The sequence below is a fragment of the Herbaspirillum sp. ST 5-3 genome (genome assembly GCF_004804275.1).
Classification (GTDB): Bacteria; Pseudomonadota; Gammaproteobacteria; order Burkholderiales; family Burkholderiaceae_D; genus Noviherbaspirillum.
Genome location: NZ_STGI01000004.1, coordinates 143025 through 156887, shown reverse-complemented (window position 1 = coordinate 156887; position 13863 = coordinate 143025). Strand labels below are relative to the sequence as shown.

Sequence of the window (13863 nt, the reverse complement as noted above, 5' to 3'; positions counted from 1 at the left end):
CAAGCATGAAGAAAACCGCTGCCTGGCTGGCCGTCTATGCGATGGAGCAGCTCGGGATCAAATTCACCTTCGGCATACCCGGCGTGCACAACACCGAGTTGTATGACGAACTCAACAATTCGGCCACGGTGACGCCGGTGCTTGTCACGCACGAAGGCGGCGCGGCATTCATGGCAGACGGCGTGAGCCGCGCGGCAGACGACACGATCGGCGCGCTCGCCATCGTGCCCGCCGCCGGCTTCACGCATGCGTCCAGCGGCATCGGCGAGGCGCTTCTGGATGGTATTCCGATGCTAATCTTTTCGGGCGGCATCCGCACCGATACGGGAAGACAATTTCAACTGCACGACATCGACCAGCTCGCGTTGGCGAAACCGCTGACCAAGGCGGCGTTCCGCATCACGCGGCATGAAGATGTGGTGCCGACCATTTTCGAGGCCTACCGGATCGCGACGAGCAATGAACCCGGACCGGTGCTGATCGAACTTCCCGTCAATCTGCAACTGTTTCCCGGCGAAGTGGGTGGGCTGCCGCAGTGGAAACCCTTGGCGGCGCCATCGGCTCCCGACCCTGCGCTTATCCGGCGTGCCGCCGATGTCCTGCTCGGCGCAAGGAAGGCCGGCTTGTTTGTCGGCTGGGGCGCGCGCATGGCGACGGATGAAATCGCCGCCATCGCCGAATTGCTGCAGGCGCCGGTCAGCACCACCTTGCAGGGATTGGCGAGTTTCCCCGGCGACCATCCGCTGCATACCGGTTTCGGTTTCAGTCCCTCGGCAGTGCCAGCGGCGCGCAATGCGTTTGCGGGATGCGATGCCATGCTCGCGGTCGGCGCGCGCTTCGGCGAAATTCCGACTGGCAGCTTCAGCGCGACCGTTCCTCCGGCCCTCGTGCACATCGACATCAATCCGAATGTGTTCGATGCAAACTACCCGAGCCAGGTGAGCATCGCCGGCGATGCCAGGCTTGTTCTCGGCGCACTGTTGACCGAACTTCGGTCGCGCGGAGGACGGCCTGCCAACACGGAACTGCAGGCGCAGATCGCACGCGACAAGCGCGCCTACCGGGAGGAATGGTACGCGCATGACAGCAAGGGACGCGTCAATCCCGCGCGCTTCTTCGATGAGCTGCGCCGTCAAATGCCGGATGATGCGGTGACGGTGCTGGACGATGGCAATCACACTTTCCTGACCGCCGAACTTTTTCCCATTCATCGCGGCGGCAAGCTGCTGACGCCGACGGATTTCAATGCGATGGGTTACGCCGTTCCGGCCGCGATTGGCGCGAAGCTGGCGCAACCGGAGAAAGAGGTGTTCGCGATTGTCGGGGATGGCTGTTTCATGATGACCTGCATGGAGATCGTGACGGCGGCATCACGTGGGCTTGGCGTGATCTATTTTGTATTCCACGACGGAGAGCTGTCACAGATCGCGCAGGCGCAGCAGATTCCCTACAACCGCAAGCCGTGCACGGTACTCGCCGGTCCGAATATCGAAGGCATCGCGATGGCCACGGGAGCGGCGTATATCAACATGCCAAACCAGGAAGCGATTGCCGGCGCCATTGCGGATGCGCGCCGGCTTGCGAGGGATGGGCGGCCGGTGATCGTCGACGTCGCCATCGATTATTCGAAGCGCACCGCATTTACCAGCGGCACGGCGAAGTCGACCTTCAAGCGTTTTCCCTTGTCGCAACGCATGCGTTTCGCGGGACGCGCCTTGATGCGAAAAGTGACGGGGTAGGAAGGACGAGCGACCAAGGGCATTCAGCACGCATTCCAGGCACGCCGTAAAATAGCGGGCATCGTTACCAGGAAAAACCTGCATCATGCATCCATCACAAGCCCGCCAGTTTTTGCTCGATGTGTTCAACAGCGCAGTCGGCGCAGCCAGTGCGGAAAAGTGCCTTCCCGCCTTTCTGCCGCAAGCCTCTCCCGAGGGCCGCACGCTGGTCATTGGCGCCGGCAAGGGCGCGGCCGCGATGGCGAAAGTGGTGGAAGATCACTGGCAGGGCGAACTTTCCGGACTGGTCGTGACACGCTATGGCCACGGCGCCGACTGCAAGCGCATCGAAGTAGTCGAGGCCGCGCATCCGGTGCCCGATGAAGCCGGACGGCGCGCGGCGGGGCGCATGATGGAAATGGTGCGCGGACTCACTGAAAAGGATCTGGTGCTGTGCCTGATTTCCGGCGGCGGCTCCGCCTTGCTTGCCTTGCCCGCACAGGGCATCACGCTCGAGCAAAAACAAGCCGTCAACAAGGCATTGCTGAAGAGCGGAGCGACGATCTCGGAGATCAACTGCGTGCGCAAGCATTTCTCGGCAATCAAGGGTGGGCGCCTCGCGCTGGCCTGTGCGCCGGCCCGCGTCGTGACTTTGCTGATTTCCGACGTGCCGGGCGACGATCCGGGCGTGATCGCCAGCGGCCCGACCTTGCCCGACCCGACCACCTGCGAGGAAGCATTGGCCATCCTGCGCAAGTACCGGATCACGATTCCCGACACCATGGAGCAATACCTCGCTTCCGGCGCCGGCGAAACACCGAAGCCGGGCGATCCGCGCTTCGCTCGCAATGAACATCATGTGATCGCCACCGCGCAGCAGGCGCTGGAAGCGGCCGCATCGACCGCGCGCGCGGCGGAAATCACGCCCTACATTCTTTCGGATGAAATCGAAGGCGAGGCGCGCGACGTCGGCATGGTCCATGCTGCCTTGGCGCGGCAAGTGGCCTTGCGCAATCAACCCTTCCAGCGTCCTTGCGTCCTGATATCCGGCGGCGAAACGACCGTGACGGTGCGCGGTAACGGCCGTGGCGGACGCAATGCCGAGTTCCTCCTGAGCCTGGCAACTTCATTGCACGGCTTGGAAGGCGTTCATGCGATTGCGTGCGATACCGATGGCATCGATGGTTCGGAGGACAATGCGGGCGGGATCTATGCCCCAGACTCCGTTGAGCGTGCGGAAAAGCTCGGTGTGCGCGCACGTGCGATGCTCGACAATAACGACGGCTATGGATTCTTCAGCGCGCTGGGCGACCTGGTGATGACAGGGCCGACGCGAACCAATGTGAATGATTTTCGCGCCATTCTGATTCTGTGATCTCAAGCAGTCTTGAAGTGCCGCAGGAAATCCAGGAATACCTGCGCTGAAATCTCCGCATCGTCGGCAGTCATTGTTTCCAGCGGATTGTGGCTGATGCCGCCGTTCCCGCAGCGCGTAAACAACATGGCAACATCCGTTATCGCCGCCATGGCCATGGCATCATGACCGGCGCCCGAGCTGAGCGTGAAAGGCGTCACGCCGAGCCGTTCGGCTGACGCCGACAGTTTTTCCATCAACCGCGGTGCGCAGGGCACGGCTGGCGCACTCATCAGCAATTCCAGTCTGGATTCCACATTGCGTCGAGTGCAGATCGCATCGATCTCGCGCAGTACGTCCTCGATGGCCGCGTCGCGGATTGCATCATTGGCCGCACGGATGTCGAGTGACAGTCGGCACGCACCGGGCACCACATTGACCGACCCGTTCGGGACCTGCAACTGGCCGACTGTGCCGACGAGCGACGGGAATTGCGCGCAACGCTTTTCCACGTACAGGATGATCTCGGCAGCAGCGGCTGCGGCATCCTTGCGCATGTTCATCGGCGTCGTTCCCGCATGGCTGGCGACGCCGGTCAACTCCAGCAGGTAGCGGCAACTGCCCGCAATCGAACTCACGATGCCGACCGGCAGGGCATGCTCCAGCAGGACCGGTCCCTGTTCGATGTGCACCTCGACGAAGCCGAGCAGGTCCTTTGGATCACGCGCGATCTGCGGAATATCGTCCGGATTGTGGCATGCCTCCAGCAGGGCAGCGCGCATGCTGATGCCGTCGGCGTCCAGCTTGTCCAGCAATGTGAGATCGAAGCGTCCGGCAATCGCATTGCTGCCGAGGAAAGTGCTCTTGAAGCGCACGCCTTCTTCTTCGGAAAAACCGATGACTTCAAGATGGAAGGGGAGTTTCTCGCCGCGTTCATGCAAATGCTTTACCACGGCGATCGGCAAGAGTATGCCTTCGCGGCCGTCGTACTTGCCGCCGTTGCAGACCGTGTCGTAATGCGAGCCGGTCATCAGGGTTTTCGCATTCGGCGTGTCCGACTGATAGCGGCCGACCACATTGCCGACGGCGTCGATATGCACCTGCATGCCGGCTTCACGCATCCACACCGCGATCTGCGCTGCGGTCTTGCGATGCGCGCCGGTCATGTAGGCGCAGGTGAGACCCTGTTCCTCATCGCTCCAGGCGCCGATCACTTCCGCCCATTCCATGATGGTATTGCCCAGCAAGGGCGCATGACCGAACAGATCGTTCAGGCGCAGTTCAGCGATACGGTGAATCTGGCGCAGGTCTTCCGCGAGCTCATCATCGCGGCAATTCTTCAAGCGGCGTGCAAAGGTATCGATGATTTGCTGGCGGGTGTAGCCCTTGCCGTCCGGCCCCTTGACTGCAAGGATGAAGGGAAAGCCGAATTTCGCGTTGTAGTCTGCATTCAGCTTCTGCAAGGCGGCGAATTCTTCCGGGTTGCAGTTGTTGAGGCCGGCCTTGGCTTGCTCGCCGCTCGACTCCCTGGTCAATTGGCCGGCGATGGCCGCCTTGCCCGCGAGTTCGGGATGCGCGCGGATCAGGCGCAGTTGCTCGTCTTCGCTGGCTTTGCTCACCACTGCCTGCAAGCCTTGCTTCAGCGCGGTCAGGGTCTTGAACGGGCGTCGCGGTGCCGCGCGCTCGGGAATCCAGGGCGAATGCTCGTAAATGCCGCCAAGTACCCGCGCGAATTCGGCGGCCTCGCAGCTATTCAATTGTTCCAGTGTGATGCTCATGGGGCTGCAGTGAAGGGATGCATGGTGCGCCAGTGATTGGCGATATCGATGCGGCGCGTGACCCAGACCTTGTCGTGCGACTGGATATAGTCGAGAAAACGCGCCAGCGCCGCAGCGCGCCCCGGCCGTCCGATGAGACGGCAGTGCAGGCCGACGGACATCATTTTCGGGCGGTTGATGCCATCCGGATCGCCCTCGCGATACAGCACGTCGAAGGCATCCTTGAGGTAATCGAAGAATTGCGTGCCCGAGTTGAAGCCCTGCATGGCGGCAAAGCGCATGTCGTTCGAATCCAGCGTGTAGGGCACCACCAGATGCGGGCGTTTCACCGTTTGACCGTCCGCGCCGCTGACGCTGACCTGCTCCCAGAAAGGCAGGTCGTCGCCATAATAGTCCGCGTCGTAGGTGAAGCCGCCGTGCTCGACCACCAGCTTGCGCGTGTTCGGCGAGTCCCGGCCGGTGTACCAGCCGAGCGGCGCGGCGCCGGTAAGCTCGCGAATGATCTGCACCGCCTCCTGCATGTGCGCACGCTCCGTCGCCTCATCCATGTGCTGATAGCTGATCCAGCGCAGCCCGTGGCAGGCGATCTCATGGCCGAGTTCCTGGAACGCGGCCACCGCCTCGGGATTGCGCTTCAATGCCATCGACACGCCGAAGACGGTAAGTGGCAGCGCACGTTCCTCGAACATGCGCAGCACCCGCCACAGGCCGGCGCGCGATCCGTACTCGTAGATCGACTCCATGCTCAGATGCCGCATCTCGAATGCTTGCGCACCGATGATTTCGGAAAGAAAGGTTTCGGATGCCTTGTCGCCATGCAAAACGCAGTTTTCCGCGCCTTCTTCATAATTCAGCACGAATTGGACAGCGATGCGCGCGCCGTCCGGCCATTGCGCATGCGGCGGATTGCGGCCGTAGCCGACGAGGTCGCGGGGGTAGTTTTTGTAGAGATCGGACACGCTTCACCTGAACGACTTGATCATGAGGGGGCGGCGACGCTTCGCCGGCACAACGATGGAACGATAGACGATAGTAAAGCGAAGGCGGCACCGCGATATATGCATCGGCTGATAACAGTTTTCAGCGCCGCGATATAGACAGATAGCGGCGATCGCCTATTTTTGCACCAGTGACTTTGCGGTCGCGGCGATCAGTTCGCGCAGCCACTTGTGCTCGGGCGCATGATGCACCCGGTCATGCCATAGTTGGTAAAAACGCATGGTCGGGAACTTGATCGGCACGGTGAAAATCTTGAGCGGCAGGTTGCGCTCGTAAAAGCGCATGAATTGCCGGCCCGTCGTCAACACCAAGTCGCTGCGCGTGAGCATGTGCGGAATCAGTCCGAAATAGGCGGACTCGACCACCACGTTGCGGTGCATGTTTTGCTTGGCGAGAAAGGATTCGATCACGCCGGAATAGCCCGGCAGCATCTGCGATGGCGCGACATGCGGCAGCGACAGGTAGTCCTCGACCGTCATGTCGTCCGGCCCGGTGCGCAGCGCATAGGCGCAATCGGCGCGCATGATGCAGGCGATCTCATCCTCGAACAGCTTGGACATGTGCAGGTGCTCGGGCGGGTCGTCCCAGTTGGCGATCACGATGTCGAGCTCGCCGTCCGACAGCAGTTTCAGGTAATCGTTGTCCGGCCCCTTGCCGTGCAGAACGACCCGACTCTTCGGCGATTCGCGGCGCACGGCGGCAACGATATTGGGCAGGAACTGGCTGTCCAGATAGTCCGGGGCGGCAATATGAAAAGTGCGTGCTTCGTGTTGCGGGGAAAACGCGGTCTTCTGCGCGAAAAGCTTTTCGGTTTCGTCGAGTATCTTTTTGGCTGGCAACAGCAGGCTTTCGCCATGCTGGGTGGGCACCATGCCGCGTGCGCCGCGCACCAGCAGCGGATCGCCGGTCAGCTCGCGCAGCTTGCGCAGGGAAGCCGAGATCGACGGCTGCGGCTGGTTGAGCTTGAGCGCGACGCGCGAGACGTTTTTTTCGGAGAGCAGCAAATACAGGATGCGTATGAGATGGATGTCCAGATGATCCGGCAAGCCTGACATTGCGTCCCCTCTATATCGTTATGTGTATGTGAAATATACTTGATGCCGGATGTTCCGAGCTACAAAAAAGTCTATCTTTTAACATCAAAAAACCGGCGCGCATGTCGCTCGCGCGCGAAATCGAAAGTCGGTTAACCCCGGTCGCAGCGGAGCTGTCAACGGTTCGCGACCAATCGGGAGACAATCCCCCTCGTCTGAAGCGCCCGCGGAGGCAGACGAGCTTCTGTCCTGAGGAGTTCATGGAAGCTTTGTTGCTGAATTACGGCGTCGAATGGCTGAACCTGCTGGTCCGCTGGTTGCATCTGATTACGGGCATTGCGTGGATAGGCGCGTCCTTCTATTTCGTCTGGCTCGACAATTCGATCAGGCCCCCCAGGCCCGGCTCCGAGCTGGAAAAGGCAGGCGTGTCGGGCGAATTGTGGGCGGTGCATGGCGGCGGTTTCTACAATCCGCAGAAATACCTGGTCGCGCCCAAGCAGTTGCCCGAGGAACTGCACTGGTTCAAGTGGGAAGCCTACTCGACCTGGCTGTCCGGCTTTGCGATGCTGTTCATCGTCTATTACTTCAACGCGCCGGCAATGATGATCGACAAGTCGGTGGCCGACATCAGCAGCGCGCAGGCGATCGGCATCGGCCTCGGCACTCTGGTCACCGGATGGGTCGTCTATGACTTGTTGTGCAAGTCGCCGCTCGGTCAGCACGACGGGCTGCTCGGCATCGTGATGTATCTTCTGATCGTCCTGGCGGCCTTCGTGCTCTCGAAATTCCTGGGCGGCCGCGCCGCGTACATTCATGTCGGCGCGATGATCGGCACCATCATGGTCGGCAATGTGCTGATGCAGATCATCCCCGGCCAGCGCAAGCTGGTCGACGCCATGAAGGCCGGCAAAACGCCCGATCCGATCTACGGCAAGCGCGGCAAACAGCGCAGCGTGCACAACAATTATTTCACGCTGCCGGTGCTGTTCATCATGATCAGCAATCACTATGCGATGACCTACAACCACGCCAACAACTGGCTGGTCCTGGCGGGCATCATGGCAGCCGGCGTGCTGATTCGTCATTTCTTCAACCTCAGGCACAAGGGAAGAATTGCATGGGGCTATCCGGCGGCCGGTGTCGCCTTGCTTCTCGTGGTCGCGGTAGCAATTGCACCGCGCCCCGCAGCGAAGCTCTCGTCAAGCGATGGGGCGCCGGTCGACATCGCGCAAGTGCAGGGCGTCATCGCGCAGCGCTGCGCGGTCTGCCACTCCGACAAGCCGACCCAACCTGGCTTTGCGACCGCGCCGGCAGGCGTGATGCTGCACACGCATGATTTGCTGCGGCAGCATGCGGATCGCGTGTATCGGCAGGCAGTACAGTTGAGATCCATGCCGATCGGGAACCTGACCAATATGACGGACGAGGAACGCGCGCTGATTGCACGCTGGTATGAATCAGGCGCCAAATAAGTCACAACGGAATCACAACGGAAACAAGACCATGACCATTATCCATATCGACGGCTTCACTCTGACCGCTGACCAGGTCGTCAGCATTGCACGCGACCCTGGCGTTGAGGTGCGTCTGGCGCAATCCTCGCGCGATGCGCTGAAGCAGAGCCGCGATTACATCGAATCCACCTGGATGCATGACGATGCGCCAATGATGTACAGCTTCAATACCGGCGTCGGCTTGCTGAAGGACACTCGCGTCAAGGTCGAGCATATCGAACTGTTCCAGACGCAGCTCATCAAGGCGCATGCCGCCGGGCTGGGCGAGCCTTTTTCCGAAGAGGTGAGCCGCGCCACCATGCTGCTGCGGGCCAATGCGTTCGCCAGCAACTACTCCGCGCCGCGTGTCGAGGTGGTGGATCGCCTCCTTGCTTTCCTTAACGCCGGAATCCATCCGGTCATGCCGCAGAAGGGTTCGGTCGGCGCCTCCGGCGATCTTGCGCCGCTGTCTTATCTCGCAGCGGCGATCGCGGGATTCGATGAGGCGGAGGTCATGTACAAAGGCCAGCGCATGAGCGCGCCGCAGGCCATTGTTGCCGCCGGCATCCAGCCGGTCAGATTTGATCTGAAGGCCAAGGATGGTTCGGCGCTGATCAACGGCTGCACCGTCTCGCTCGCCGTTGCCGTACTGGCGTCTAATGATGCACGCAATCTTCTGTCGGATGCCTGCGTGTCGCTTGGGCTGACGCTGGAAGCCATGCGCGCGGAAATGTCGGCATTCGACGAGCGCATTCATCAGGCGCGACCGCATGCCGGACAAATCAAGACCGCGGCGATCATCCGCACGCTGCTCAAGGGTTCGACCCGCACCTCGCATGAGGCGCGCGCAGTGCAGTTTCCGGAAGAATCGCGTCGCACCGACATTCCCTACACGCCGCGCATCCAGGACGTGTACTCGCTGCGTTGCGCTCCGCAGGTGTACGGGCCGGTGTTCGATGCGCTCGACTACATCGATACCATCGTCGACAAGGAGATCAATTCGGCCACCGACAATCCCTTGATTTTCGGGAAGGAGGGCGGCGGGTTCGAGATCATCTCGGGCGGCAATTTCCACGGCCAGTATCTGGCGCAGGCCATGGACCTGCTTTCGATGGCCATCGCCGACCTCGGCAGCATTTGCGAGCGGCGCATTGCGCGCCTGATCGATCCCACGCTGTCGTGGGGACTGCCACGCAACCTGATGAGCGGCATTCGCGGCGTCAACACCGGCTATACGGTGGTGCAGTGCTCGATGAGTTCGCTGGTGATGGAAAACCGCACGCTTTGCATGCCGGGCAGCGTGGACAGCATCCCGGCCAAGGGCAACAGCGAGGATCACGTCTCGAACTCGACCTGGTGCGCGCGCAAGGCCGCGACCGTGGTCGCCAACACGCAATACATCGTCGGCGTGGAAATGCTGTTCGCCGCGCAGGGATTGACCATGACGGAATCGCTGTTGCCCGGATTCGTGCTGGGGAAGGGAACGCAGGCGGCCTACGAAGAAATCCGTCGCCAGATCCCGGCCTGCCTGGAAGGCGATCGCTGGTTTCACAACGACATTGCCACCGCGCGCTCGTTCATCACGAGCGGTTCGGTGCGTGCCGCGGTGGAGAAGAAGATCGGCAGTTTTGCCCAATAAGGGACAAGCACACGCCCTAAAAAGAAAGCCCGGCGATCCGCCGGGCTGGTCTGATAAATCGAAATCAATCGATCAATCATGTGAAGCAGGCTTGTGGCCGGCAACACACACGGGCGACAGCTTGCGCTCTCGCCCGATTCAAAATCCTAGAAACGATGACGCACGCCGACGCCGAAGCTGTTGCCGTTGTTCTGGCTGGTGATGCGGTCATTCATAAAGACTGCGTACAGATCGGTGCGCTTGGACAGGTCGTAGTCATAGCCGACTGACGTCGTATTGCGTTTCTGGTCGGCGCCGATGGCCGTGCCGGTGCGTTTGGTCTGTGCCCAGGCTGCCATGATCTTGCCCTGGCCGGCGGGAACGGTTGCGCCGAGCGACACGGTCTTGTCGTCGAGGTCGATGTTGTGCGAGGTCTGGCCGTAGGTCGCGAACAGTTTCGCTGCCTTCAGGTCATAGCTGCCGCCGACCATCCATGCGGTCTGGCGTGCTGCGGACAGTCCCGAGGCGAGCGGCAGGTTGCCGCCGGGTTGTACATTGCCGGCCGGGACATTCAGCGGATTGTTGATTTCGACGTTGTGATAGAACGCGGTCAGGGCCAGCGGGCCGCCGAAATAGAGCAGGTTCAGGCCGACGTTGTTCTTGCCGTTGTTGCCCGCCACTTCGCCGAATTGGTAATGCAGGTTCGCGGTGAGGCCGCCGAAGTTCGGTGTCGTATAGCGAATCGAATTGCTCCAGCCGGTATCGCCCGTGAAGGAGTTGGTCCAGGCCGATCCGTTGAACAGCGGCACATCGGCCTGCAGGATCAGCGGCGAGAACGTGTAGGAATCACCGAACGGATTGAACAGAATGGTCGGCAGGAATTGCGGAGCGAGTTCGCGGCCGAGTGAAACCGCGCCAAAGCTGCCGGACAGGCCGACATTGGCGTCGCGCGAGAACAGGGTATCGCCGGGGAAGCGGCCTTGCGAGCCGGTATCCGCCTGAATGAAGCTGGTCAGCTGGAAGTTGGCTTTCAGGCCGCCGCCGAGATCCTCGGAACCCTTGAATCCGAACCAGGAAGTCGTCATGCCGCCGCTGTTGACGACGGAACGGCTGTTCGCGTCGCCGGCGTTGCGCACTTTGCCGGCGAAAACGTCGACAAGGCCGCTTACCGAGACATTGGTTTGTGCCATGGCCGCCGGTGCAGCGGTCGCCGCGACCAAGGCTGCCGCGAGGGCGAGTTGTGTTAACTTGAACTTGCGTTGTTGCATGAGCTCTCCAGATCAGATGCAGTTAATGAAACCGGGAGTCCTCCCCGGACGGTAAATCCCTGCTTCGAGATTGCCGTCGGGTTTCCCTATTTCCAAGCGGCAATCATTTTACTTTCCCTTGCCGCTTTCGCGAAAGAGAAATTCTCGGGTTTGAACGTATTCAAACCACTTTCTTGTTCACCTCAACTTGCACGCAACATCATCAACAGTCGACGCGCGCGTGAACCAGGTTTCCCCCGCTGTACGTCGCAGCGATTGCGCGATCGTCGCCGAGCAGGGCAAATGCAAACAGGAGTTCTTCGAGGCTTTCAATGCGTGCGGTTCGTCGTGCCAGCAGCGGAGTCGCGTGTGGGTCCAATACAACAAAATCGGCTTCGACCCCTGCCGCAAAGTTGCCTATCGTTCCTTCGAGCTGCATGCTGCGCGCGCCGCCCAGCGTCGCCAGATAAAACATGCGCAAGGCGGACAGGTAAGTGCCGCCCATGCGCGCCACCTTGTAAACTTCGTTCATTGTGCGCAGCATGGAAAACGATGTGCCGCCGCCGACATCGCTTGCCAATGACAGCAGCATCCGCGCCGCATCGGCGCCCGCGAAATCGAACAGGCCGCTGCCGAGGAAGAGATTGGAAGTGGGGCAGATGGCCGCCGCCGACTGCGTCTCGTGCATGCGCCGCCGGTCATGTTCGTCCAGCCAGATGCAATGGCCGAACATAGCGCGCGGCCGCATCATGCCGACCTTGTCGTACACGTCCAGATAACTGCGAGAATCGGGAAACAGGGACTTGACCCATGCCACTTCATCGGTGTTTTCCGCGACATGCGTCTGGAGAAAGGTATCGGGATAGGCGCGCGCAAGCTCGCCGGCAAGATGCAACTGGGCCGGTGTCGATGTTGGGGCGAAGCGGGGCGTGATCGCATAAAGCTGGCGGCCGCGCTTGTGCCATTTATTGATCAGAACTTCGCTGTCCCGCACGCCGCCCTCGGCCGTATCGCGCAGAAACCCGGGACAATTGCGGTCCATCAGGACCTTGCCGCCGACCATGCGCAGCTTGCGCCTTTCGCTCTCGCTGAAAAAGGCATCCACCGAGGATGGATGCACCGTGCAATACACCATGGCGGTCGTGGTGCCGCAGCGCAGGAGTTCGTCAATGAAGAAGCGCGCCACTTCCGCGGCATGTTGCGGATCCTCGAATTTGCGCTCGGTCGGGAAGGTATACGTCTCCAGCCACGGCAGCAGGCCGGGTGCGGGCGACGCGATCATATCCGTTTGCGGGTAGTGGATATGGGTGTCGATGAAGCCGGGGACGATCAGCTTGCCGCGATAATCCTGAATCTCGACTTGCGGTGGAACGCGGTCGCGCAACTGTGCGAAGTCGCCCGCCGCAAGCACGCGGCCATCCTCGACGATCAACAAACCGTCTTCGTGCCAGGCACTGGCCTTGTCATCGAAGGCGGGGTCGGCGGTGAAGTGCAGAATGCTTGCGCGGTAAGCCTGGAGATTGTGAGCGGCGAGTGTCGATATCATTGAAATTTTCTTGTTATTCGTTTGGTGTGAGTGCCTGTTCGGTCTGTTCGCTCTTCTCCCAAACCTGCAGCAATTGCGCGCATACGGATGCGGCGATCACCGCAGGCGTCTTGCCGCTGATGCCGGGCACGCCGACCGGACATACCATGTGCTTCAGTCGTTCTTCGGGCATGCCCCGCGCACGAAGGCGGCGTTCGAACTGTACGCGCTTGGTTTCCGAACCGATCAGTCCAAACCAGGCTGCATCGGCGCGACGCAGGATGGTTTCGGCCAGCCGCTGGTCGAGCGCATGGCTGTGGGTCATGACCAGATAGCTCGCGCCCGGAGATACTTCATCGACCACTGCTTCCGGCGTGTCGGTCACTTCCGTTTTCACATTGGCCGGCAGGCTTTCCGGGAACATGTCCTCGCGCTCATCGACCCAGGTCACATGGCACGGCAATTCCGCCAATGCGCGCACGATCGCAGCGCCGACATGGCCGGCGCCGAACAGGACCAGATGAGCACGGTATGCGCACAAGGGATCGACCAGCCAGCGGCAGCCTTCGCTGTCCACCACGATGTGGCATTCGCGGGCGAGGTCGATGTGCTCAGGCAACGGAAGCGCCCCGCATAGCGGCTGCTCCTCCTTATCGATGACTTGTGCAGGCAAGGACGCGTCCATTGGCACCAACCGCCAGTAGTCCTGCCGCCTGGCCCGATATTCATTCAGGCAGACGGCATAATCACGGTCCTTGGCTTCGATACGTTCGAAGGCCAGCAGCACCACGCCGCCGCAGCACTGCCCAAGGCTGGGCCCGAGTGCGAAGCGTTCGATGCGGCGCATCGCGGCGATCGATCCGGACGGCATGGCCAGCATCTCGCGTGCGATTTCAGCGGCGCGCATCTCCAGGTGGCCGCCGCCAATGGTGTCGCACTGGGCCTTGGTTGTGACAAGCATCTTCGCGCCCGGTTCGCGCGGGCTGGAGCCCTGCACCGAAGCGACCGTGACCAGCACCGCCGGTTCGGCGCGAGCGGCGGCGTTGCTGAGTGCGGAGAGCCAGTCGGTCATGTTTTTCTCAGTGCGAAATCAGTCG

The 13863-nt window shown here is 61.2% G+C and carries 10 protein-coding genes; 4 read left to right on the top strand and 6 right to left on the bottom strand.

Annotated features, from left to right (window positions below; all coding sequences use genetic code 11):
- Window positions 1-5 precede the first annotated feature (5 nt).
- Both E6W33_RS09920 and E6W33_RS09915 read left to right on the top strand, forming a co-directional pair.
- Window positions 6-1739, top strand: a complete 1734-nt coding sequence (locus tag E6W33_RS09920; RefSeq protein ID WP_136417038.1) for a thiamine pyrophosphate-binding protein — start codon at window positions 6-8, stop codon at window positions 1737-1739.
- Window positions 1740-1824: 85 nt separating this feature from the next.
- Window positions 1825-3093, top strand: coding sequence for a glycerate kinase (locus E6W33_RS09915; protein ID WP_136417036.1), 1269 nt, complete (start codon window positions 1825-1827; stop codon window positions 3091-3093).
- A 2-nt stretch (window positions 3094-3095) separates the two neighbouring features.
- On the opposite strand, the gene E6W33_RS09910 is transcribed toward E6W33_RS09915, so the two are convergent.
- The 3 genes from E6W33_RS09910 to E6W33_RS09900 form a co-directional block, all read right to left on the bottom strand.
- On the bottom strand, window positions 3096-4850 hold the full coding sequence (locus tag E6W33_RS09910) for an allantoate amidohydrolase (RefSeq protein WP_136417034.1): 1755 nt from the start codon (window positions 4848-4850) through the stop codon (window positions 3096-3098).
- Window positions 4847-5809 carry an allantoinase PuuE gene (gene puuE, locus E6W33_RS09905; RefSeq protein WP_136417032.1) on the bottom strand — a complete coding sequence of 321 codons (963 nt, stop codon included), beginning with the start codon at window positions 5807-5809 and terminating at the stop codon, window positions 4847-4849. The genes E6W33_RS09910 and puuE overlap by 4 nt, the downstream gene beginning before the upstream one ends.
- Before the next feature lie 156 nt (window positions 5810-5965).
- Window positions 5966-6904, bottom strand: coding sequence for a LysR substrate-binding domain-containing protein (locus E6W33_RS09900; protein ID WP_136417030.1), 939 nt, complete (start codon window positions 6902-6904; stop codon window positions 5966-5968).
- 239 nt (window positions 6905-7143) lie between these two features.
- On the opposite strand from E6W33_RS09900, the gene E6W33_RS09895 reads away from it, so the two are divergent.
- Together E6W33_RS09895 and E6W33_RS09890 are read left to right on the top strand one after the other, a co-directional pair.
- Window positions 7144-8355 (top strand): urate hydroxylase PuuD, encoded by a 1212-nt coding sequence (locus E6W33_RS09895; RefSeq protein WP_136417028.1) that lies wholly within the window; start codon window positions 7144-7146, stop codon window positions 8353-8355.
- A 31-nt stretch (window positions 8356-8386) separates the two neighbouring features.
- Entirely contained in the window at window positions 8387-10015 is a 1629-nt protein-coding gene (locus tag E6W33_RS09890) for an aromatic amino acid ammonia-lyase (protein ID WP_136417026.1), read from the top strand.
- Between the two features lie 146 nt (window positions 10016-10161).
- Here the strand turns inward: E6W33_RS09890 and E6W33_RS09885 are convergent, their stop codons facing one another.
- From E6W33_RS09885 to xdhC, 3 genes are all read right to left on the bottom strand, one after another.
- Window positions 10162-11262 carry a porin gene (locus E6W33_RS09885; RefSeq protein ID WP_136417024.1) on the bottom strand — a complete coding sequence of 367 codons (1101 nt, stop codon included), beginning with the start codon at window positions 11260-11262 and terminating at the stop codon, window positions 10162-10164.
- 202 nt (window positions 11263-11464) lie between these two features.
- The gene (gene guaD / locus E6W33_RS09880) at window positions 11465-12787 is read right to left on the bottom strand and encodes a guanine deaminase (RefSeq protein ID WP_136417022.1); all 1323 of its coding nucleotides are present in this window, start codon (window positions 12785-12787) and stop codon (window positions 11465-11467) included.
- A 13-nt stretch (window positions 12788-12800) separates the two neighbouring features.
- A complete protein-coding gene (gene xdhC / locus E6W33_RS09875; RefSeq protein ID WP_136417020.1) occupies window positions 12801-13838 on the bottom strand; it encodes a xanthine dehydrogenase accessory protein XdhC in 1038 nt (345 codons plus the stop codon).
- Between the last annotated feature and the right edge of the window lie 25 nt (window positions 13839-13863).

Bases quoted from the DNA above. Each gene is read 5' to 3' on its own strand.
- xdhC (WP_136417020.1), bottom strand. From the start codon at position 13,838: ATGACCGACTGGCTCTCCGCACTCAGCAACGCCGCCGCTCGCGCCGAA.
- E6W33_RS09920 (WP_136417038.1), top strand. From the start codon at position 6: ATGAAGAAAACCGCTGCCTGGCTGGCCGTCTATGCGATGGAGCAGCTC.
- E6W33_RS09895 (WP_136417028.1), top strand. From the start codon at position 7,144: ATGGAAGCTTTGTTGCTGAATTACGGCGTCGAATGGCTGAACCTGCTG.
- E6W33_RS09890 (WP_136417026.1), top strand. From the start codon at position 8,387: ATGACCATTATCCATATCGACGGCTTCACTCTGACCGCTGACCAGGTC.
- E6W33_RS09900 (WP_136417030.1), bottom strand. From the start codon at position 6,904: ATGTCAGGCTTGCCGGATCATCTGGACATCCATCTCATACGCATCCTG.
- E6W33_RS09915 (WP_136417036.1), top strand. From the start codon at position 1,825: ATGCATCCATCACAAGCCCGCCAGTTTTTGCTCGATGTGTTCAACAGC.
- E6W33_RS09910 (WP_136417034.1), bottom strand. From the start codon at position 4,850: ATGAGCATCACACTGGAACAATTGAATAGCTGCGAGGCCGCCGAATTC.
- guaD (WP_136417022.1), bottom strand. From the start codon at position 12,787: ATGATATCGACACTCGCCGCTCACAATCTCCAGGCTTACCGCGCAAGC.
- E6W33_RS09885 (WP_136417024.1), bottom strand. From the start codon at position 11,262: ATGCAACAACGCAAGTTCAAGTTAACACAACTCGCCCTCGCGGCAGCC.